This window comes from Pseudomonas sp. G1002, assembly GCF_013385455.1.
GTDB lineage: Bacteria > Pseudomonadota > Gammaproteobacteria > Pseudomonadales > Pseudomonadaceae > Aquipseudomonas.
This window is the reverse complement of record NZ_JACAPY010000031.1, coordinates 15646-35617: the sequence shown is the minus strand read 5'-3', so window position 1 is coordinate 35617 and position 19972 is coordinate 15646. Positions and strand designations below refer to the sequence as shown.

Annotated in this window: 16 protein-coding genes; 10 read left to right on the top strand and 6 right to left on the bottom strand. The window is 62.2% G+C overall.

Translation table 11 applies throughout. The annotated features are described in order from the left end of the window. Window positions 1-232: 232 nt before the first annotated feature. Window positions 233-1585: a tetratricopeptide repeat protein gene (locus HX801_RS20960; protein WP_177022662.1), complete on the bottom strand. Its 1353-nt coding sequence runs from the start codon at window positions 1583-1585 to the stop codon at window positions 233-235. A gap of 339 nt (window positions 1586-1924) precedes the next feature. On the opposite strand from HX801_RS20960, the gene HX801_RS20955 reads away from it, so the two are divergent. The 5 genes from HX801_RS20955 to HX801_RS20935 all read left to right on the top strand — a co-directional run bounded on the left by HX801_RS20955 (window position 1925) and on the right by HX801_RS20935 (window position 8035). Further along, window positions 1925-3508, top strand: coding sequence for an ABC transporter substrate-binding protein (locus HX801_RS20955; protein ID WP_008431399.1), 1584 nt, complete (start codon window positions 1925-1927; stop codon window positions 3506-3508). Then, the gene (locus HX801_RS20950; RefSeq protein ID WP_177021168.1) at window positions 3505-4482 is read left to right on the top strand and encodes an ABC transporter permease; all 978 of its coding nucleotides are present in this window, start codon (window positions 3505-3507) and stop codon (window positions 4480-4482) included. Before HX801_RS20955 ends, HX801_RS20950 begins: the two co-directional genes overlap by 4 nt. Continuing rightward, window positions 4482-5309, top strand: coding sequence for an ABC transporter permease (locus HX801_RS20945; RefSeq protein ID WP_003210288.1), 828 nt, complete (start codon window positions 4482-4484; stop codon window positions 5307-5309). The genes HX801_RS20950 and HX801_RS20945 overlap by 1 nt, the downstream gene beginning before the upstream one ends. Then, a complete protein-coding gene (locus HX801_RS20940; RefSeq protein ID WP_177022661.1) occupies window positions 5306-6886 on the top strand; it encodes an ABC transporter ATP-binding protein in 1581 nt (526 codons plus the stop codon). The genes HX801_RS20945 and HX801_RS20940 overlap by 4 nt, the downstream gene beginning before the upstream one ends. A 288-nt stretch (window positions 6887-7174) precedes the next feature. Further along, window positions 7175-8035 (top strand): alpha/beta fold hydrolase, encoded by an 861-nt coding sequence (locus HX801_RS20935; RefSeq protein WP_177022660.1) that lies wholly within the window; start codon window positions 7175-7177, stop codon window positions 8033-8035. Here HX801_RS20935 and HX801_RS20930 read toward each other — a convergent pair. The 5 genes from HX801_RS20930 to HX801_RS20910 form a co-directional block, all read right to left on the bottom strand. Then, complete coding sequence (locus HX801_RS20930) at window positions 8002-8724, bottom strand: L,D-transpeptidase (protein ID WP_177022659.1); 723 nt, start codon at window positions 8722-8724, stop codon at window positions 8002-8004. The two genes, HX801_RS20935 and HX801_RS20930, sit on opposite strands and share 34 nt — an antisense overlap. Window positions 8725-8807: 83 nt before the next feature. Then, the gene (locus HX801_RS20925; RefSeq protein WP_177022658.1) at window positions 8808-9569 is read right to left on the bottom strand and encodes a M15 family metallopeptidase; all 762 of its coding nucleotides are present in this window, start codon (window positions 9567-9569) and stop codon (window positions 8808-8810) included. 67 nt (window positions 9570-9636) lie between these two features. Beyond that, window positions 9637-11157, bottom strand: coding sequence for a glycosyltransferase family 39 protein (locus HX801_RS20920; RefSeq protein WP_177022657.1), 1521 nt, complete (start codon window positions 11155-11157; stop codon window positions 9637-9639). 60 nt (window positions 11158-11217) lie between these two features. Next, entirely contained in the window at window positions 11218-12873 is a 1656-nt protein-coding gene (arnT, locus tag HX801_RS20915) for a lipid IV(A) 4-amino-4-deoxy-L-arabinosyltransferase (RefSeq protein WP_177022656.1), read from the bottom strand. A 349-nt stretch (window positions 12874-13222) separates the two neighbouring features. Further along, window positions 13223-13906 (bottom strand): histidine phosphatase family protein, encoded by a 684-nt coding sequence (locus tag HX801_RS20910; protein WP_003210274.1) that lies wholly within the window; start codon window positions 13904-13906, stop codon window positions 13223-13225. A gap of 346 nt (window positions 13907-14252) precedes the next feature. Here HX801_RS20910 and HX801_RS20905 point away from each other — a divergent pair, with 346 nt between their 5' ends. The 5 genes from HX801_RS20905 to HX801_RS20885 all read left to right on the top strand — a co-directional run bounded on the left by HX801_RS20905 (window position 14253) and on the right by HX801_RS20885 (window position 19931). Further along, complete coding sequence (locus tag HX801_RS20905; RefSeq protein WP_008431380.1) at window positions 14253-14921, top strand: ABC transporter ATP-binding protein; 669 nt, start codon at window positions 14253-14255, stop codon at window positions 14919-14921. A 1-nt stretch (window position 14922) separates the two neighbouring features. Further along, on the top strand, window positions 14923-17397 hold the full coding sequence (locus HX801_RS20900) for an FtsX-like permease family protein (protein WP_177022655.1): 2475 nt from the start codon (window positions 14923-14925) through the stop codon (window positions 17395-17397). Beyond that, window positions 17387-18451 (top strand): lipocalin-like domain-containing protein, encoded by a 1065-nt coding sequence (locus HX801_RS20895; protein ID WP_102606242.1) that lies wholly within the window; start codon window positions 17387-17389, stop codon window positions 18449-18451. Before HX801_RS20900 ends, HX801_RS20895 begins: the two co-directional genes overlap by 11 nt. Before the next feature lie 143 nt (window positions 18452-18594). After that, on the top strand, window positions 18595-19566 hold the full coding sequence (locus HX801_RS20890) for a hypothetical protein (RefSeq protein ID WP_177022654.1): 972 nt from the start codon (window positions 18595-18597) through the stop codon (window positions 19564-19566). Next, window positions 19563-19931, top strand: a complete 369-nt coding sequence (locus tag HX801_RS20885) for a hypothetical protein (RefSeq protein WP_177022653.1) — start codon at window positions 19563-19565, stop codon at window positions 19929-19931. Before HX801_RS20890 ends, HX801_RS20885 begins: the two co-directional genes overlap by 4 nt. The last annotated feature ends 41 nt before the right edge of the window (window positions 19932-19972 follow it).

The following is a 19972-nucleotide window of genomic DNA, read 5'->3' as shown; positions in this document are numbered from 1 at the left end:
AGCCGACCTGAGTGTTAAAAGCAAAAGCAAAGCCGCTTTTCTGTAGGAGCTGGCTTGCCGGCGATGCAGACACCTCGGTACATCAGACACACCGAAGCGATGCCATCGCAGGCAAGCCAGCTCCCACATTTGAACCGTGCCCGCTTTAGCTTTTGATCTTGATCTTGGGCACACCGAGCCTAGGCGAGGTGCCGAGTGGTGGGGCAAAAGCGGAACCAATACAAGCCATCACCTAAATAACGGATATCCCCCCAATCCGCGCCCGCGCCCGCAGCGCCTCCCCAGGCAACCCCAAAGCCTCATACACCACCACCAAAGCTCGGTTCGTCGGCACATCCAGCCCGTCATACCGCCGGCGCAATTCCAGCGTCTGCTGCGCCCCAAGCCAATCCCCAACCCGCAACCGTGCGTCCAGCTCGACCTGCGCAAACAAATCCCGCTGCGCATGACTCCCGCCAATCTCATTCAGCCGCGGCAACGCTATCCCCAGCTGTTCCAACGCCCGCCGGGCATCCCCCCGGGCGTGCGCCAACAACCCCTCAGCCAACGGCAACGTCACTTCCCCCCAAACCGGCCGCGCTTCCACACTGTGCCTGCGCAAAGCCGCCAACAACTGATCCGCCTCAGGCTTGCCCGCCCGGGCCAACCCATACAAATACTGCACACTCAAAAACGGCTGTACCGCATCCCCAACCCGACGCTGCAGGTAGGGCGCCAACGCCTGCCACCGCCCACCCACATCAATCCCGGCCAGCTCCAGCCGCGCCAGCAATGACACCGCGCCCACCTGATCCTGGGAGTACTCCGGCAAGATCCCCCACACATGCCGGTCATAAATCTCCAGCACCCGCTGATCCTCCCCGCGCCCCAGATAAAACAACGCGAGATGCCACCAGTTATGGGTGTACATGAACGAGTTAAGCCCGTCCCAGTGCTGCTTCACGCCCTCCAGAAACCCGATGCCTTCCTCGATACGCCCCTGGGTCAGCATCACATGGGCCAATGCGTGATGGGCCCATGGCTCGGACGCCTGCAACCGCAACGCTTCAAGCGCACTGGCCTCGGCTTCCTCCAGCAAATGACACTGCTCATACGCAAACGCCAGTAACCCGTGACTGTGGGCGATATCCGGCGCGCCGGCGGTGGCTTTCAAACCGATCCGCAGCAGCGCCGGCCAGTTGCCCCGGTTGAATTCCAGGTACTGGTTGAGCTTGGCCGCAAGCAGGTCCCGCGGATAAAGATCCAGCAGATGCTCGCTGAGGCGCAGCACTTCATCCAGCTCGTCGTTGATCCAGGCTTGCAGCACTTGCAGATACACGAGCGCCCGTGGATGCCGGGAATTCACCGCCGCCGCCCGCTGACGGTACTTCTCGGCCAGCACAGGGCCCTCGGGCGACTCAATAAACATCAGCAGCAGGCCGGCAAATCCGTTGGCCAATGCTGAGTCGGGGTCGGCATCGGCGACCGCGAGGATGCCCTCGGCACGGGGCTGATAGCCGAGAAAACCGCCGACGAAATCATCCAGGCCCTGACGGGTGGCGGGGTTGCGGGTGTCGATGGGGTTGCCCAGGTAATCCAGTGACATGCGCTTCAAACTCATGGGTTCAGATAGCGGTTAGACGGGCAAACCTTGTGCCAGTGATGGGTCCCTCAAACTTCAAACCTTACCGTAGCAGCTGCCGAGCCTTGGCGAGGCTGCGTTGGCGGCATACCTGACACACCGCAGACGCAGCCTCGACAAGGCTCGGCAGCTGCTACGCACAACCATTCCTCAAGAGGGCGGGCTGTTGCTTTTTCCACACTCGTCCCGGCCACTGTGGTTTTTTCATCACTGCCAAGGCCTGTGATGCCCGCAAACGCGGCCCGTCGCCCCATGGCACAGCCCTTGCTAAATCCCTGACAAAACCTTAGTCAAGGAGTCTCCATGCGCCCTTTATCTTTTCGCCGTGTCCTTTCATACCTGGGACTTGGCGCCGTGCTGCTGGCCGGCACCGCTCAGGCGCAACCCCATGACGGCGGAGTGCTGAACCTAGTGGCCCAACCCGAACCGCCGTCGCTGATGCACGGCGTGGTCAGCCACGTGTCCACCCAGTACGTCAGCGGCAAGATCCTCCAGGGCCTGCTGACCTTCGACACCGACCTGAAACCCAAACCGGTATTGGCCAAGGCCTGGACCGTTTCCCCCGATGGCCTGACCTACACCTTCGATTTGCAGGACAACGTGCGCTGGCATGACGGCCACGCGTTCACCGCCGATGACGTGGTGTTCAGCTTCCAGACCTTCTACCCCGAAGTGGACAAGCGCCTGGGCGGGGTCTTCACCGAGTACGTCGACAGCATCACCGCGAAGGGCCCGCTGCAGGTGGTGTTCCAGCTCAAGAAACCCTTCGCGCCGTTGCTCTCGGCCCTGGGCAGCGGGCTGCGGCCTGTGGTGCCCAAGCACCTCTACGAGAACACTGACTTTCGCAACAACCCCTATAACCTCAAGCCTGTCGGCACCGGCCCGTTTGTGTTTGTGGAGTGGAAACGCGGCGCCTATATCAAGCTGGCAAAGAACCCCGACTACTGGAAAAAGGGCCTGCCACACCTGGATGCGATCATCTTCCACGTGATCCCGGACGGCTCGTCCCGCGCTGCGGCGTTCGAGCGCAACGACGTGCAGGTGCTGCGCAGCGGTGATGCCGACTATTCCGACCTCAAGCGCCTGACCGCCTTGCCGGACGTGCAGTCGTCGGAAAAAGGCTGGGAGCTGTATTCCGGCCTGGCCTTCCTGCAGATCAATACGCGCAAGCCGCCGCTGAACAACCCCAAGGTGCGCCAGGCGATCCTGTATGCGCTGAACCGCCAGTTCATCGTCGACAACATCTTCTTCGGTTCGGGCAAGGTTGCCCCCGGCCAGTTCGTGTCCACCTCGCCGTACCACGACCCGCAATTGCCGCAGTACACCTATGACGTGAAAAAAGCCAAGGCGCTGATTGCCGAGTCCGGCGTGGACGTGGGCGCCGTGCGGATTCGCCTGCTCAACGGCGAGAAGGGCGGTGCCTGGGAGCGCCTGGCCGAATACACCAAGCAAGCCCTGCAGCCGCTGGGCTTCAAGGTACAAGTGGTGACGTCCGACGCCGCCACCTGGTTCCAGCGCGTCAGCGACTGGGACTTCGACCTGACCTACAACTTCATCTTCCAGATCGGCGACCCGTACCTGACCAACGCCTACCTGTACCGCTCCGACTACATCCTCAAGACTTCGCCATTTGCCAACGTCAGCGGCTACAACAGCCCCGAGGCCGATGCCCTGTGGACCCAGGTCGCCAACACCCCGGAAGGCCCGGAACGCACCAGGCTCTATAGCCAGTTGGAAAACGTGCTGAACACCGACCTGCCGATCGCGCCGATCTTCGAAATGCGCTACCCGACACTGTTCCACAAAGAGGTGAAGAACCTGCTGCAAACCGCCACCAGCCTTAACGAAGACTACGAAAGCGTCTACCTCGACGCGCCTGCACCATGAACGGGTTGCTGTATTTCAGCGGTCGCCTGCTCAAGGCACTGTTGATGATTGTGGCGGTGCTGGTGCTGGGCTTTTTACTGATCCGCCTGGCGCCGGGTGACCCGGCGCTGCTGTTGGCCGGCGAGGCGGGGGTGGACGATGTGCAGTTCATCGAACACCTGCGCCAGACCATGGGCCTGGACAAGCCGTTGCTCACGCAGTTGCTGATCTACCTGGGCAATATCACCCATCTGGACCTGGGTTATTCCTACCGCAACCAGACCTCGGTGTGGTCGCTGATTGCCGAGCGCTTGCCGGCAACACTGGCCCTGATGGGCTCGGCATTTTTGCTCTCGTCGGTGCTTGGCGTCACCCTGGGGACGTTGGCCGCCCGGGCCCGACAGAAGCGTCACTGGCTGGATGGCGTGATCTCCCACGGCGCATTGCTGCTGTATGCGATGCCGCCATTCTGGCTGGCGATGCTGCTGATCCTGTTGTTCTCCGTCAGCCTCGATTGGTTGCCGGCGTTTGGCATGGAAACGGTGGCACAGGACTTTTCCCTGCTCGACCGGCTCAAGCACCTGCTGCTGCCGTGCGTGTCGTTGAGCGTGCTGTTCCTCGCCTTGTATATCCACCTGACCCGCGCCGCCGTGCTCGACGCCCTTGGCCAGGAATACGTGCGCACCGCCCACGCCAAGGGCCTGCACCCGCGGCGGATTTTGTACGTGCATGTGTTGCGCAATGCGCTGTTGCCGGTGGTGACCTTTGCCGGTTTGCAACTGGGCCAGTTGGCCAGCGGCGCGTTGCTGGTGGAGGTGGTGTATTCCTGGCCGGGGATTGGTCGCTTGATGTACGACTCGCTGGCCCAGCGTGACTACGGCGTGTTGATGGGCGGTTTCCTGGTGATCTCGATTCTGGTGGTGGGCTTTAACGTGTTGACCGATGTGATCTGTCGTTTTCTCGACCCGCGTATCGGTGCAGGAGTGCAAGGCTGATGCTGGTTTTCCGACGTTTTGTGCGCCAGCCTGCGGCGTTGATCGGTGCGCTGTTTTTGCTGCTGCTGACGCTGTTGGCGATCGCCGCCCCCTGGCTGACCAGCAGCTCGCCATGGGAGATGAACAGCCAGCCGATGCTCGCGCCATTCCACGACCCGGCCCATTGGCTGGGCAGTGACCTGCTCGGTCGCGACCTCGCCAGTGGCCTGCTGTACGGCGCGCGGGTGTCCCTGGCCGTGGGGGCGCTGGCCAGCCTGGCGACCCTGGTGGTGGGCCTGCTGGTCGGCGCGGTCGCCGGCTATTTCGGTGGCTGGCTCGATGGGGTGCTGATGCGCATTGCCGAGTTCTTCCAGATCATTCCGCAACTGGTACTGGCGGTGATCCTGGTGGCGATCCTTGAGCCGTCCCTGTTCTCCATCGTGCTGGCCATCGCACTCGTAGCGTGGCCGGCGGTGGCGCGGTTGGTGCGCAGTGAGTTCCTGACCCTGCGCCAGCGCGAATTCGTGCAGGCCGCGCGGGTGCTGGGGCAGTCGCCGCTGGGGATCATCGCCCAGCAGATCCTGCCCAACGCCCTGGCGCCGCTGCTGGTGACCATGACCTTTGTCATGGCCACGGCGATCCTCACCGAAGCGGCCCTGGCGTTTCTCGGCTTGAGCGACCCGGAAGCCATGAGCTGGGGCTACATGATCAATGCCTCCCGTGGCTTGCTGCGGGACGCCTGGTGGATGAGCTTTCTGCCGGGGTTGGCGATTGTGCTGTGCGTGCTGGCGGTCAATCGAGTCGGTGAAGGTTTGCGTGTGGCCTTTGAGCCCGGGAGGTCGCTATGACGTTGTTGAGTGTTGAACATTTGCGTATCGCCTTGCCGGCCGGTGCGGACCGCAGCCATGCGCTGTATGACCTGTCGCTGCAACTGAACCGTGGCGAATGCTTGTGTGTGGTGGGTGAATCCGGTTCCGGCAAGTCAATGCTGGCCAAGGCTTTGCTGCGCCAGTTGCCGGCCCCGCTGAAGGTGGAAAGCGGGCGCCTGGTGTTTCGCGACGAAGACCTGGCCGATCGCAGCGAAGAGGCCATGCGCCAACTGCGCGGGCGGGATATCAGCATGGTATTCCAGGAGCCCATGAGCGCCCTCAACCCACTGTTGCGGGTGGGCCAACAGATCGATGAAACCCTGCGCGCCCATGGCGTGGCGGCGGCACGGGTGCGGCGTCAGCGGGTGGTGGATTTGCTCGGTTATGTCGGCTTGCCCGACCCTGAGCGCTTGCGACTGGCGTATCCGTTTGAACTGTCTGGCGGGCAGCGTCAGCGGGTGGTGATCGCCATGGCCCTGGCGTTTGATCCGGCGCTGTTGATTGCCGATGAGCCGACCTCGGCGCTGGACGTGACCACCCAGGCGCAGATTCTCGACCTGCTGCGCAAGATCCAGCAGGACAAGGGCATGGCACTGTTGTTTATCACCCACGACTTTGCCGTGGTCGAGGCGATTGCCGACCGGGTGCTGGTGCTGGAAAAGGGCCGGGTGGTGGAGCAGGGCACGGCCCCGGCGGTGTTGCGTGTGCCCCGGGAAGATTACACCCGGCAGTTGTTGGCGGCGGTGTCGGCGCAACCGCTGGTGCCACGTACGCAGGTGGCTGGCCCTGTGGTGCTGAAGGCCGAAGCGCTGGGCAAGGTGTTCAGCAGCCGCAGCGGTTGGTGGGGGCGGCGTACGACTCAGGCGTTGGATGCGGTTCAGCTGCAGTTGCGTGAAGGCGAGACGTTGGGGATTGTGGGGGAGTCGGGGTCGGGCAAGTCGACCCTGGGTCGGTGCCTGGTGCGTTTGCTGCGTGCTGACAGCGGGCGGATCGAGTGGTTGGGGCGGGAGGTCGCGGGGTTGTCTGAAGGGCGGCTGCGAGCGTTGCGCAGTGATGTGCAGATGATTTTCCAGGATCCGTTTGCGTCGCTCAATCCGCGGCAGACGGTGGGGCAGATTGTTATGACTGGGCCTTTGGTGCAGGGGGTTTCCAAGGCGGATGCCGAGCGGCGGGCCCGTGAGTTGCTGGGGTTGGTGGGGTTGCCGGCAGCGGCGTTTGAGCGGTTTCCTCATGAGTTTTCCGGGGGGCAGCGGCAGCGCATAGGGATCGCCCGGGTGTTGGCGGTGGAGCCTAAGGTGTTGATCGCTGATGAGTGTGTGTCGGCGCTTGATGCGCTGATCCAGGTGCAGATTCTGGAGTTGCTGGAGTCACTGCAGCGGCGGTTCAGGTTGAGCATTGTGTTTATTACTCATGACTTGCGGGTGGCTGCGCGGTTGTGCGACCGGATTGCGGTGATGCGTCAGGGGAGGGTGGTGGAGCAGGGGGAGACGGCGGCGCTGTTTGCTGATGCGCGGCATCCGTATACGCGGGAGTTGTTGATGGCTGAGGCGATTTGACTAGGGGGGTTGGGGGTGGGGGCATGCCCGTTATTCAGGTAACGACCACCTATGGTTTCGCTCTTACAGCGAGTCACGTTGCAAAAGCGGCAAAGGCGACCTGAGTGTTAGAGCAAAAGCAGAGCCGCTTTATGTGGGAGCGGGCTTGCTCGCGAAGAACCTGAGAGCGCCGCGTTGAATCAGGATGTTCGCGTTATCGTTAACGACCTTCGCGAGCAAGCCCGCTCCCACCTTTGATTTTGCTGTTGCTACACCACACTCAATCCTTTCACTTATTGAGAAACCTCCATGCCGACCTCTTTCACCGAACTGCCAGTGATCCAGGGCCAACCACTGGAAATCCGCCCCAACCGTCACCTGAGCATCACCCATCACGCGGGCACCACCCAACCCGACACGGTAGTGTTCTTCTGCCACGGCGCTGGCGGCAACAAGGACCAGTGGCGCCACCAATGGCAATCCCTGAAAACCCAAGGCTACAGTCTGGTCGCCTGGGACCTGCTCGGCCACGGCGCCAGCGCAAAACCCCGCAACCCAGAGGCCTACGCCTGGCCCGAACTGGTCGCCGACTACCTGGAAATCCTCAAGCGCTACGGCGGTTCCCGCAACCTCATCGTCGCCCACTCCTTCGGCACTGGCCTGACCCTGAGCGCCTTGCTGGCCAAACCCGCGATCCCCATCGAAGCCGTATTGCTGCTGGGCACCCGACTCCACAGCATCAGCCGGAGCGGCGGCCTGATGCGTCTACCCGCATGGCTCCTGGAATGGCTGCGCCCACTGCTGGCCAAAGGTTTCCGCCAGGCCGCATGGAACGCCAAGGCCGACCCCGCACTGGTCGCCTACGAAGAAAAACTCACCGAGCGCAACCCGCTGTACATGTTCAAGGCCCTGATGAAAAACGTCCAATGGCCAGACGCCAATGCACTGCTCACCCTGACCCTGCCCGTGAGTGTGCTGGCCGGCGACACCGACGGCCTGACCCCGGCCAGCGGCGGCGAAGCACTCGCCCGGCATTTGCCCAATGCCGAGTATCAGTTGCTGCCCGAATGCGGCCACCAACTCATGCTGGAAAAACCCGATGAGGTATTGGCCGCATTTCAGCGCCTGCTGTCAGCTCAGCGGGACGGCAGTTTCCAGCGCTCACGGTAGAGGTCGTACTGCGCGGCGGGCAGTTGCACCAGCAGCGGGTTTTCTCGCGGGTCCAGCCAGGCAAACAACGCCTGGATATTCACCGGGTCCATCGCCGTGCAGCCCAATGTTCCCGAACTGACGCTGCGCCAGATATGCAGGAAAATACACGAGCCGCCGTTGGCCAAGGCCGGTGTGTTGTGCTCGACAAAAATCCCCTGGCGGTACAGCTGGTCCTTGCGCAGCATCCGCTCGGAACTGGTCCAGTCCTTGTTCACCGCCGAGCTGTCCACCAGGGTGTTGTAATGGCTGGACTGGCTGTCATCCACGCATTCGCGGGTGGCTGTACTGGCCGCGTAAGGCAAGCGGGTGTCAGCGGTGGGGGCGTAGCCGAAGGCACCGCCGAGTTTGAAGATGCCGGCCGGGGCCTTGCCATCGCCTTCATGCTTGAGGGGCTGCTGGTCGGGGGTGGGTGTCGTAAGGCCGGTGCCCCACGCCATGCCGTTTTTACCGACCACGATGGCAAAGGGTTCGCCGACTTTCTGAAAGCCTTGCCCGTGCCGCTCATAGCGTTGTGCGGTGCCCTGGAGGGCGTTCCAGCCCGGGGTGGTGACCACGATCAGTTGCCGGCTGTCGTCGGGGATTTGCGCGAGTGCCACGTTTGAAAGCAGCGTCAGCAGCGCCGCGCAGGTTTTGATGAGCGTGTTCAACGGCGTTCAGTCCTTGAAAAGAGGGAAACCTCAAACGCTAGTTTTTGCCCCGGGCTTTATCAAGCTGAAGCTGTGTTGTGATGTTACCGCAGCGGTTCGATAGGGAAGTCCATCGGCTCGGCCCGCACCGGGTTTCGGCTATAGGTGAAGTGCCACCATTCGCCGGCATAACCGGTAAAGCCTTCCTTGGCCATCGCAGCGCTCAACCGTTGGCGATTCTGGCGTGCCACCTGGCTGATGTGGGAGCTGTTGGTGTGGGCCATTTCGTCGAAGCAATCAAAACCGGTGCCCATGTCCAGGCCGCCATCGGGCAAGCGTCGACCGTAACCGGCGGCGCAATCCACCGCCGCGGTGTCGGCGCTCCAGGCCTGGGCGGGCAGTGCATCGGGGCCGGTCAGGGTCACGTCCACTGCCGCCCCCCGGGAGTGGTTGGAAACCTTGGCCACATAGCCCAGGCGCCAGAAATCCTGCTTGTTCACCCGGGGATAGAACTCGGCCTTGGCCGGATCGCCCGGCAGGCTGGCGAAGCGGCCCATGTTCGCCACGGCACGGCTGGGACGATAGCAGTCGAAGACCTTCAAGCCGTAACCCTGCCTGGCCAACTCGGCCTGGACCCGTACCAGTGCCTTTGCCGCGTCGGCAGACAGCACGCATTCGGCTGCGTTGTAGCCGTCCAGCGGCGCTCCGGTGAAGTTGTGGGGGCTGGCGTAGCGAATGTCCTGGGCGATGCTCGGGTCGAGGCTGCGCAGGTAAACCATGTTGGCCGGCATCGGCGTGTCTGCCGCTACCGGCGTGGCGAGCACGATCAGGCTCAGGGCGGCAAGGGAAAGGGAAGAGTAGGGCATGGCGGGCCGGGCTCGGACGGTGGCTTAAGCGCGCCACACTAGCAATGCCCGCCCCATGCCGCCAGTGCTACGGCGCGGCGTTGGGCACAAATGCCACGCTGCCACCGTCACGCTTGTGGAACAACCGTTCACCATTGTCCGGCTGGGTAGTGATGACCTGATGATCGTTGCCCAGGTAGGCCAGTGGCGTCGGGTCATCCTTGGTGGACTGCGCGACAATAATTGTGCGCTTGGGATCAAAGGTGCGGCCGCTGGTTTTTTCCAGCCAGCCCATGAACGCCGCACTGTCGCCCTGGCGCGGGAAGTCCTGGGTTTCGGCAACGTAGTAGAACGGCGTCCCGTGATTTTGCAGGTACATCGGTACCTTGTTGTCGACTTCCACCATCACCATCTGCCACTCGTTCCATGGCGCGCTTTTCACTGCTTGCGCTTGAACGTCCTCGGCGAAACGGGTCACGCCGCCATTGCCATTGGTCCACGGATACACCACCCCGAGTACCAACAGCATCACCCCCGCAGCGATGCCGAACCCACGGTACCAACCCCGGCCGACCGTGCCTTTGCGGGCGATACGCTCACTGACCCACCACGCCGCCAGCAACTGCGCGAACGGCACCAGCGGCAGCACGTAGTAACTGCGCCGGCTGCCACTGGCGGTGAAGAACACAAACAGCAGGCCCAGCCCCCACACCAGCCAGCGGGTGTTGGGCGGGGTGTCGCGCCAATGCCGCACGGCGAGCCACAGGCCCAGCACCCAGCACGGCGCCCAGGGCAAGGTGTAGGCCGGCAGGTAGATCAGGTAGGTGTAGATCGGACCCATATGGTCGAACGGGTCGAAGAAGCGCACCACGTTTTCCCGGAACACCAGTTCCAGGCCGCTTGCACCGTAGGTCGGTGCGCCGTAGAGGTGGGACAGCACAAACGGGATCGCGTAGAACGCCCCGGCAATGATCACGGCCAGCACCAGCCGCAGGTTGAGGTGGTGTTTGTAGCGCTGTTCGCTGAGCAAGTGCGGCAACAGCACCAGGCCCGGCAGTACAAAGCCGATCAAGCCCTTGAACAGTGATGTCGCCGCCAGCAACAGGAAGAACACCGTGTAGCGCCCCAGCCGCGTATCGTCCGGCCCGCGCCAATACCACCAGACGGCGGCGAGCACGCCGCATACGGTCAGCACGTCCGCCGTGGCCACCCGGGCCCAGAAGAGGAAGTAGAAGGTGGTCGCGAGCATCCAGCCGGCAATCAGGCCGGTGCCTTTGCGAAACAGCCGCTCGCCGATCAGGTACACCAGCCAGATGCTCAGCCACGCCGAGATGACCGAAGACAGGCGTAACGACCACGGCCCCAGGCCGCCCATCAGGTTGGCCAGGCCGGTGATCAGCCAGTACGACGGCAGGGGTTTGTCGTAATACGGGGTACCCTTGAGGTACGGGTCGAAGTAGTCGCCGCTTTGCAGCATCTGCAGGGTGATGTTCGCCCAGCGGGTTTCCGGGCCCCACAGGTCGCGGGCGCCCAGGCCCAGCAGCAGGATCGCGGCGGACACGCCCAGGAGCAGCAGCAGGGCGCCGCGTTCGGTTTTCCAGAAGTTCATGCGGCGGTTCCGATGTGGGACGAGTGTTGAATGGGGTCACCCCACATTAGGGCGCCTGTGTTACGGCAATTGCGGGTAGATGATGATCTCCAGGTCACCCTTGTAATAACGCTTGCCCCCCAACGGCAGCTGGCCGGCTTCGCGCATTTCGCTGGTGCTCCTGACCCGCATCAGCACGCCCACCGGGCCTTGCTGGCGCGCCTGCTTGAGCCAGGCTTGAACGCTTTCGAGATCCACCTTGCGGTGCATCGAGTCGGCGTATTGCAGGCCGTAGCGCAGTTCGCCTTCGGTGTTGTAGAGCGTCACTTCGGGCCGCCGCAGGCGCCATGCCAGGGCCGACGCCGACTCCAGTTCGTTGCTCAGCAGCGCATGGGTCTGTTGCAGCTCGTCCAGGTGCTGGAGCACGAACTGATCAGGCATCTGGTTATCTTCGATCACCGCCGGCATGCCGGCGGGCAACAGCGCCACCAGCAGGCCAATGCCCAAGGCCGGCATCGCCCACAGCGCCACTGGGCGGAAGGCTTGAAGCAGGTTGGCGAGCATCCAGCCCATCAGCACGATGAACGTCAGGGACAGGTTGAACATCTCGCTGTGGCTGTTGCCGTACAACGGCCGGTCGATTTGCAGGTAGATCAGCGTCACCATTGCCGCGACGCCGATGCCCAGGTTGAGCAGGCCATTGACGCGCAGCGTGCGGGTGCGGGCGTTGGCCAGCAGGTCGACCAATGCATGGCCCATCAGCAGCGCCAGCGGCAGCAGGCACGGCATGATGTAGGTCGGCAGCTTGCCGTTGCTCAGGCTGAAAAAGCCCAGGGGCAGCAGCAACCACAGCGCCAGGAAGACGATGGCCGGTTGGCGCTTTTCCTTCCAGGCCTTGCACAGTGTCGCCGGCAGCAGCGCCGCCCACGGCAGGCACGACACCACCATCAGCGGCAGGTAGAACCACCAGGGTCGTGCATGCTGGGCATTGTCGGAGGCGAACCGGCGGATGTGCTCGTGCCAGAAGAAGAAACGCCAGTAGTCCGGTTCCTGCAGGTGGATCGTCAGTGCCCAGGGCAGGCACACCACGGCCGCCACCAGAATCGCCAGCGGCCCGTAGCGCAGCAGTTCCCCCAGGCGACGTTGCCAGAGCATGTAAGGCAGGGCGATCAACACCGGCAGCAACCACGCGAGGAAACCCTTGGTCATGAAACCCATGCCGCAGGCCACACCCAACAACGTCCAGCTGGCGAGGCGGGCACGGGGGGTGGAGCTGTCGAGGGCAAACCACAGCGCCGCCAGGCTCAGGTTGACCCAAAAGGTGAATTGCGGATCCAGGTTGGAATAACCGGCTTGCCCGGCCACCAGGCCGAAACTCATGTAGAGCAGCGCGCAGGCGAAGCTCTTGCGCGGGTCGTTCCATAGCCGGCGGGCGATCAGGTAGGCGAGCGCGACGCTCAGGCCGGTGGTCAGGGCGGAAGCGATGCGCACGCCGAACAGGTTTTCACCGAACAACGCCTGGCCCAGTGCGATGAGCCAGTAGCCGGCGGCGGGTTTTTCGAAATAGCGCACGCCCATGAAGTGCGGTGCCACCCAGTTGCCGCTGATGAGCATTTCCTGGCTGATCTGGGCGTAGCGGGTTTCGTCAGGGATCCATAGGCCATGCAGGCCCAGTGGCAACAGATAGAACATCACGAATGCCAGTAGCAATACGGGCAATGGTTTAAGGCGGGTCATGGCTATTGCACTCTCAAGCGGTATTGACGGTGAATCAGCGCGAGCGCTGGATCAGCCATGCGCGAGGGGTGGAAGGTGGTCGTGGTCGGGTAGAAATACGGCACAGAACGTTATTCCTTAAACAGTCTGTTAGTGGGGGGGCGAAACTGAATATCCCTGTGCCCCAGTCAAGCTCGTTAAACGTGTGGCGTCCAATAAGTCATCGAAGGTCATCGTCATGTTGTTAACTTGTGAAAAGTTAGTGAGCTAATAATTTTTTGACAAAAATTCAATTAAAACCATAGACGATGCCACGGTCTGGCTGTCTTTTTGCTGAACGAACTTGAATGATTAAATGTGAAGAATTGTTCTAAAGTTGTTTAAGCACGGCGGCCCAGTCCTTACTGTTCAAAATACCCAGCGCCTTGAACTTGCCGTCGGGCAGCAGCTTTACAAACAATGCACTGCCGTACTCGGCATGGGCAGCGTGTGAGTAGCCCAATGCCTCCTCGAAGTCGCTGATGCAGGCGCTGTGGGTGACCACCAGCAGGTTGCGGTCCGCGTGTTTATGCGGGCGCAGTTCCTCGCCGATGGCAGGGCCGCAGATGGCCAGGGGGCCGGGTGACAGTTCGGCCTTGCCGAACATGAAAAGCGAGGTCTGCGCGGTACGGGTGGTGGGGCTGCTCAGTACGTCGGTGTTTTCCATGCCCAGGGTCTGGAAGGCCTTACCCACGGCACTGGCAGACAACGAGCCGAGCGTGGTCAGGCCGTCTGCCGGGCCCAGGCAAGGGTTGTTGGAGCGGTCACAGCGTTCCTCATGGCGGACCAGCACCACCAGGTCTCCATTACGCCAGGCTTCCAGGGTTCCGGAGGTGAGCAGGCGGTGGCCCACGCCCAGGTCCAGCGGCGATCTTGGCCACCAGATGAACGCCGTTACTGCCAGGCTGATCATCACGATACCTGCCACGCCCAGCCACAGTTTGTTCAGCTGTTTTACAAATGCCCAGCGCGAGCGAGACTTGCTCAGGGTCAGGTCAACCACACTATTCACCATTGGTAACTTCCAGGCGTTAATCCGGTAACTGGCAGCGGCAAGTTAGGCAGGCGCCAAGTGAGTAGCGCTGATGCAGGAATATGCAAAAGCGTGTCACAGGGGCGCTGTCTTTTTGCTGAACATACCGATATAAAAAATTGTTCACTTGCACTAACGGGCGTTTGAAATAACCAGCCTGTTATCTGCCCATGGACGGCAATTTAAAGTGCAGCAGGTGGCGGCCGGGTGAAATCGATGTGAAAAATTTGCAGGGGTCATGGGGCGCTCCTTTTGCCCATGGTTGTGACATAAAAATGTGACAACCGTTATTCTCCGGCTTAAGTCCAGAAGCTTGTGGGGAGGGGTGATGCTGCAGGTACAAGGGGTATTCAAGAGTTATGGCACGCCGCAGGGGCCGTTGACCGTGCTGGCGGGTGTCGACCTGTACCTGGGAGCGCGCAGCAGCCTGGCGTTGATGGGTGAGTCGGGCAGTGGCAAAAGCACGCTGCTGCATTTGGTGGCCGGGCTCGACCAGGTCGACCGTGGCAGCATCCAGGTCGGCGATCAGCGCCTGGACCAGATGAGCGAAGCGCAGTTGGCCCACTGGCGGCGCACCGAGATCGGCCTGGTGTTCCAGCAGTTCAACCTGATCGGCAGCCTGCGGGTCGAAGACAACCTGGCCTTCCAGGCGCGCCTGGCCGGGCGCCTCGATCCGGCGTGGCAAGCGCAGCTTGTGGAGCGACTCGGCCTGGGTGACTTGCTCAGGCGTTACCCCGAACAACTGTCCGGCGGCCAGCAGCAACGGGTAGCGGTAGGACGAGCCCTGGCGTCGCGCCCCGGCTTGCTGCTGGCGGACGAACCCACCGGTAACCTCGACGAAGGCACCAGTGACGAAGTGCTGCAACTGCTGCTGGACCTGCTGCGGGACAGCCCCACCAGCTTGCTGATGGTCACCCACAGCCCGCGCATCGCGGCGCGCCTTGACCAGCAGGTGGTGTTGCACCGCGGCCAGGTACTCGCTGCGGACGCCCGCTGACATGCGCGTCTTCCACTGGACACTGCGCGCGCTGCTCAGCCATTGGCGTCGCCACCCTGTGCAATTCTTCAGTGTGCTCACCGGCCTGTGGCTGGCCACCGCGCTGTTGACCGGCGTGCAAGCCCTCAACAGCCAGGCGCGGGACAGCTACGCGCGGGCCAGCCAGCTGATCGGCGGCGAACCCCAGGCCAGCCTCAGTGCGCCGGACGGTGCGAGCTTCCCCCAGGCGCTGTTTGCCGACCTGCGCCGCGCCGGGTGGCCGGTGTCGCCGGTGGTGCAGGGCCGCGTGCAGCTCAAGGGCCATGAAGACCAGCGCCTGCAAGTGATGGGCATCGACCCGGTGTCGTTGCCCGGCGGTGGCGCGCTGGCCGGGCAGACCCTGGACCGGGCGCAGATGGTCGCGCTCTTCAACCCGCCGGGACGTACCTGGATCGCGCCGCAGACCTTGCAGTCTCTGGGCCTGAAAGAGGGCGACCAGCCGCTGACAGCTGCCGGGCTGGCGCTGCCGCCGCTGCATGTTCAAGCGGACATGGCCCCTGGCGTATTGCTGACCGATATCGGCTTCGCCCAACCGCTGCTGGACATGCCCCAACGCCTGTCGCGGTTGCTGCTGGACAAGGCCTTTGCCGCCGCGCATCCCGTCCTGCCGCCGGAACTGGGCGCGCAACTGCAGCTCAAGCAGGCCGAGGAAAACAACCTCGCGCGCCTCACTGAAAGCTTCCATCTGAACCTCGATGCGCTGGGCTTTCTGTCCTTTGTGGTGGGCCTGTTTATCGTGCATGCCGCCATCGGCCTGGCGCTGGAGCAGCGGCGCGGCCTGCTGCGAACCTTGCGGGCGTGCGGGGTCAGTGCGCGGATGCTGATCCTCAGCCTGGCGGTGGAACTCGGTGGCCTGGCCGTGCTGGGTGGCCTGGCGGGCGTGGCCAGCGGGTACTTGCTGGCCAGCCTGTTGCTGCCGGATGTAGCCGCCAGCTTGCGCGGCCTGTATGGCGCCGAGTTGCCCGGCCAACTGAGCCTCAGCCCGCTGTGGTGGCTCAGTGGCCTGGGCCTGGGTTTGCTCGGCGCGTTGCTCGCCGGGGCCAGCAGCCTGTGGCGGGCGGCGCGTTTGCCGTTGTTGGCGCTGGCCAATGCCCAGGCCTGGCACCAGGCCCATGGGCGCTGGCTGCGACGCCAGGGCTGGGTGGCGGGTTCGGCCTTACTGGTTGCGCTGTTGGCACTGGTATTTGGCGACAGCCTGGCCAGTGGTTTTGTATTGATGGCGGCCTTGTTGCTGGGCGCTGCGCTGGGCTTGCCGGTGGTGCTCAATGGCGTGCTCAAGGCGGTATTGGGGCGCAGCCGTTCGGTGCTGGGGCAATGGTTTCTCGCCGATTGCCGCCAGCAGTTGCCGGCCCTGAGCCTGGCGCTGATGGCCTTGCTGCTGGCGTTGGCCGCCAATATCGGCGCGGGCTCGATGACCTCGGGCTTTCGCCAGACCTTCAACAACTGGCTGGAACAACGCCTGACCGCCGAGTTGTACCTCAACCCGCAAAACCCGGCCCAGGCCGAGGCGCTGCAAACCTGGCTGGTACAGCAGCCCCTGGTGCAGACAGTGCTGCCGACCTGGCAGGTTGCGGTGCAGTTGCAGGGGTGGCCGGCTGACCTGTTCGGCGTGGTCGACGACCCTACTTATCGCCAGCATTGGCCGCTGCTGGAAGCGGCGGCGAACCCATGGAGCCAGTTGTTGCAGGACGACAGCCTGATGCTCAGTGAGCAAATGGCACGCCGGCTCAAGGTGCGGCTGGGCGATGTGGTCAGCATCCCCACGCCCCAAGGTCCATGGTCGCCGAAGGTCGTGGGGATTTATGCCGACTACGGCAACCCCAAGGGCCACTTGCTGGTGAATTCGCGGCACCTGTTGCAGCACTGGCCGGGATTGTCGCCGGCGCGTTTCAACCTGCGGGTTTTGCCGGGCAACGTGCCGCCGCTGGTGCGTGCAGTACAGGAACGGTTTGCCCTCGAAGACAGCCGCATCGTCGACCAGCAGCAGCTCAAGGGCTGGTCGAGCCAGGTATTCGAACGAACTTTTGCCGCCACCGCCGCCCTTAACAGCCTGACCCTGGGCGTCGCCGGCGTGGCGTTGTTCATCAGCCTGCTGACCCAGAGCCAAAGCCGTCTTGGCCAGTTGGCCCCGCTGTGGGCGCTGGGCGTGACACGACGCCAATTGATGCTGCTCAACCTCGGCCAGACTTGGTTGCTGGCGGTGCTGACCCTGGTGCTGGCGTTGCCGCTGGGCTTGCTGCTGGCGTGGTGCCTGGACGTGGTGATCAACGTCCAGGCCTTCGGCTGGCGCCTGCCGTTGCAGGTGTTCCCGGGGCAACTGGCGCAACTGCTGGGTCTGGCGATGCTGGCCACCTTGCTGGCTTCGGCCTGGCCGTTGTGGCAGCTGTACCGCAGTCGCCCGGCGGATTTGCTGAGGACCTTTGCCAATGAAGATTAAGTGCCTGCTATGGGCGACGTTCCTGCTGCTGGGCGCCTGCGACAAACCACCTGCACCTGAAGAAAGCTTCGCCGGACTGGGCAGCCAGGCCGCGGACTTTGCCCAGGTGGTGCCCGGCAAGGTCTTCAGCTTTCCCCAGGACCATGGCCCCCATGACGGCTATCGCATCGAATGGTGGTACCTCACCGCCAACCTGAAGGATGCCGAGGGCAATGCCTACGGCGTGCAATGGACGCTGTTTCGCAACGCACTCAAGGCCGGCCCGACACAACCCGGCTGGCACGACTCTACGATCTGGCTCGGCCACGCCGCCGTCACCTCGGCCACCCGCCATTACGCTAGCGAACGCTACGCCCGCGGCGGCGTGGGGCAGGCAGGGGCCCAGGCGGTGCCGTTCAATGCCTGGATCGATGACTGGAATTTCGCCACCCGCCCCGGTGCAGCCAGCCCCCTGGCGGACATGCAACTCAAGGCTGCAGGCGAGCATTTCAACTATGACCTGCACCTGACCTCCAGCCGCCCATTGGTGCTCCAGGGCGACAACGGCTACAGCCGCAAGTCCGACCAGGGCCAGGCGTCGTACTACTACAGCCAGCCGTTTTTCCAGGCAGATGGCCGCGTGACCATCGATGGAAAATCTTACCAAGTCACCGGCAACGCCTGGCTCGATCGCGAATGGAGCAGCCAGCCCCTGACCGCCAGCCAGACCGGCTGGGACTGGTTCTCCCTGCACCTGGACAGTGGCGAGCAATTGATGCTGTTTCGGGTGCGGCAGAAAGACGGGCCGTCGTACCTGACGGGTACCTGGATCGACAAAGAAGGCCACACACAGACCCTGCACAACCAGGATATTCAACTGACGCCGCTGGGCACGACTGCCATTGATGGGCGCAGCATTCCCACCCAGTGGTCATTGAAGATCCCGGGCAAACATCTGGATATCACCACGGAAGCGGTCAACCCAAAGGCCTGGATGAACCTGAGCATTCCTTACTGGGAGGGGCCGGTGAAATTTCAGGGCGGGGTGGGGTACCTGGAGATGACTGGGTATTGAGTCCGACGATTTTTTGTAGGCCTTGATTACCTGCCAGGTAGGTGATTTCCCAAATGTAATTTCAGCTGTTCCAACCCTGTGTCCGGGCCGTGTTCGCCTGCCTATATTCCTGCGCCATATCCATTACATCAGGGATGTAAGTGATGGCGCAGGGATACATCAATGACCGCACCACGGACTACCTCAGTTTGAAATCCCGGTTACTGACCGGGGCCAGTGGGCAACTTTCCGATCAATTCGACGCGTTGAACCTGCATTTGCGTCAGGCAAGCCTGGTGACGCCGGGGCAGATGGTGATCGTTCCCGATGCCTACGCTGTGGCTTGCACTACTGATGATGCATGGTTGATGCGCCATGCCCAGGAGATTCAGCGCAATCTGGAGTTGGATGCCTCGGCTGGGGCGGCGGTGATCAATAACTATGATCTATTCCAGAGTTTATTGGCTTATAGCTCGGTGGGAGTCGGCAGTTCGACGGCGGCCTGGGGGCGACACCTGGACGAGGTTCAGCGCACTCTGAAAGAAATTGAGCGTTTGCATCAACAACTCAAGGATGGAGCCTTGAATAAGAAAGCGTTTATCCAGAAGCGGCAGATGTTGTTCCGGCGCTTGGATACTCAACTTCAAGGTGCGGCGCGATTTGGCACGAGCCTGAAAACCAATAAGTCACTGAAAAAAGTACTGGGTATTTCCACCAAGAGTTATCTGCACAAGAGTGAAATCGTGGGCTACACGCAGCGGATTCGCAGCATTGCCGAGACGTCGAGGTTTTTGGGCAAGGGGACGTATGTGGGGTTGGCGTTGGATGTGGGTGTGGCGGGGTTGGAGATCAAGGAAGCATGTATGGAGGGGCGGGAGGCGATGTGTAGGCGGGCGAAGTATGTGGAGGGTGGGAAGTTGGTGGGCGGGGTGGGTGGAGCCGCCGGTGGCGGGGTATTGGGCGCAAAGGTGGGGCGTGGTTTGTGTAAATTAGTTTTGGGTATCGCTACTAAAGGGAAAGGTGAACTCGCTTGCGGGATTATTGGCGGTGCTGCGGGAGGGTATACCGGTGGAACCGTGGGAGGAGCATTAGGAGAAATGGCCGGCGACTTATTCTATGAGGGAGAGGGTGCATGACTATTTCGTTGCACGGATTTAGCGTGATTTTATTGGGGGGATGGCCATTTATTTTTTTGGGTTTGAAGCTATTCGTCGAGTACAGAAAACTGGATGAACTGGAAAGCTACTTCATTGATAACGTTTTGGTCCGTGACAACAAACGGTTTTGGGGCAGAAACAAACTGATCGACAGATACAAGCGTTTGAGTCTGATTGTCGACTTTCTTTCACTGCCCAAGCTGCACATCCGAAGAGGAGACGTGACGGCGGCAGAGCTGGCGTCTGTTCCTCTGTCTCTCAAGCGCTGGGTGCTGTGGCCGTATCGTTTTGGAATGGTTGGATTTGTAGGTTCGGGGCTCTGGTACGTCTGGATTAAATGGTAGCTTTTTAAAAAAAGCACTGTACATATATACAGCTTTGTCCT

What these genes read in the sequence shown, in the direction of transcription:
- HX801_RS20960 (WP_177022662.1), bottom strand. Translation starts at nt 1,585, where the DNA reads ATGTCACTGGATTACCTGGGCAACCCCATCGACACCCGCAACCCCGCC.
- HX801_RS20955 (WP_008431399.1), top strand. Translation starts at nt 1,925, where the DNA reads ATGCGCCCTTTATCTTTTCGCCGTGTCCTTTCATACCTGGGACTTGGC.
- HX801_RS20950 (WP_177021168.1), top strand. Translation starts at nt 3,505, where the DNA reads ATGAACGGGTTGCTGTATTTCAGCGGTCGCCTGCTCAAGGCACTGTTG.
- HX801_RS20945 (WP_003210288.1), top strand. Translation starts at nt 4,482, where the DNA reads ATGCTGGTTTTCCGACGTTTTGTGCGCCAGCCTGCGGCGTTGATCGGT.
- HX801_RS20940 (WP_177022661.1), top strand. Translation starts at nt 5,306, where the DNA reads ATGACGTTGTTGAGTGTTGAACATTTGCGTATCGCCTTGCCGGCCGGT.
- HX801_RS20935 (WP_177022660.1), top strand. Translation starts at nt 7,175, where the DNA reads ATGCCGACCTCTTTCACCGAACTGCCAGTGATCCAGGGCCAACCACTG.
- HX801_RS20925 (WP_177022658.1), bottom strand. Translation starts at nt 9,569, where the DNA reads ATGCCCTACTCTTCCCTTTCCCTTGCCGCCCTGAGCCTGATCGTGCTC.
- HX801_RS20920 (WP_177022657.1), bottom strand. Translation starts at nt 11,157, where the DNA reads ATGAACTTCTGGAAAACCGAACGCGGCGCCCTGCTGCTGCTCCTGGGC.
- arnT (WP_177022656.1), bottom strand. Translation starts at nt 12,873, where the DNA reads ATGACCCGCCTTAAACCATTGCCCGTATTGCTACTGGCATTCGTGATG.
- HX801_RS20910 (WP_003210274.1), bottom strand. Translation starts at nt 13,906, where the DNA reads ATGGTGAATAGTGTGGTTGACCTGACCCTGAGCAAGTCTCGCTCGCGC.
- HX801_RS20905 (WP_008431380.1), top strand. Translation starts at nt 14,253, where the DNA reads ATGCTGCAGGTACAAGGGGTATTCAAGAGTTATGGCACGCCGCAGGGG.
- HX801_RS20900 (WP_177022655.1), top strand. Translation starts at nt 14,923, where the DNA reads ATGCGCGTCTTCCACTGGACACTGCGCGCGCTGCTCAGCCATTGGCGT.
- HX801_RS20895 (WP_102606242.1), top strand. Translation starts at nt 17,387, where the DNA reads ATGAAGATTAAGTGCCTGCTATGGGCGACGTTCCTGCTGCTGGGCGCC.
- HX801_RS20890 (WP_177022654.1), top strand. Translation starts at nt 18,595, where the DNA reads ATGGCGCAGGGATACATCAATGACCGCACCACGGACTACCTCAGTTTG.
- HX801_RS20885 (WP_177022653.1), top strand. Translation starts at nt 19,563, where the DNA reads ATGACTATTTCGTTGCACGGATTTAGCGTGATTTTATTGGGGGGATGG.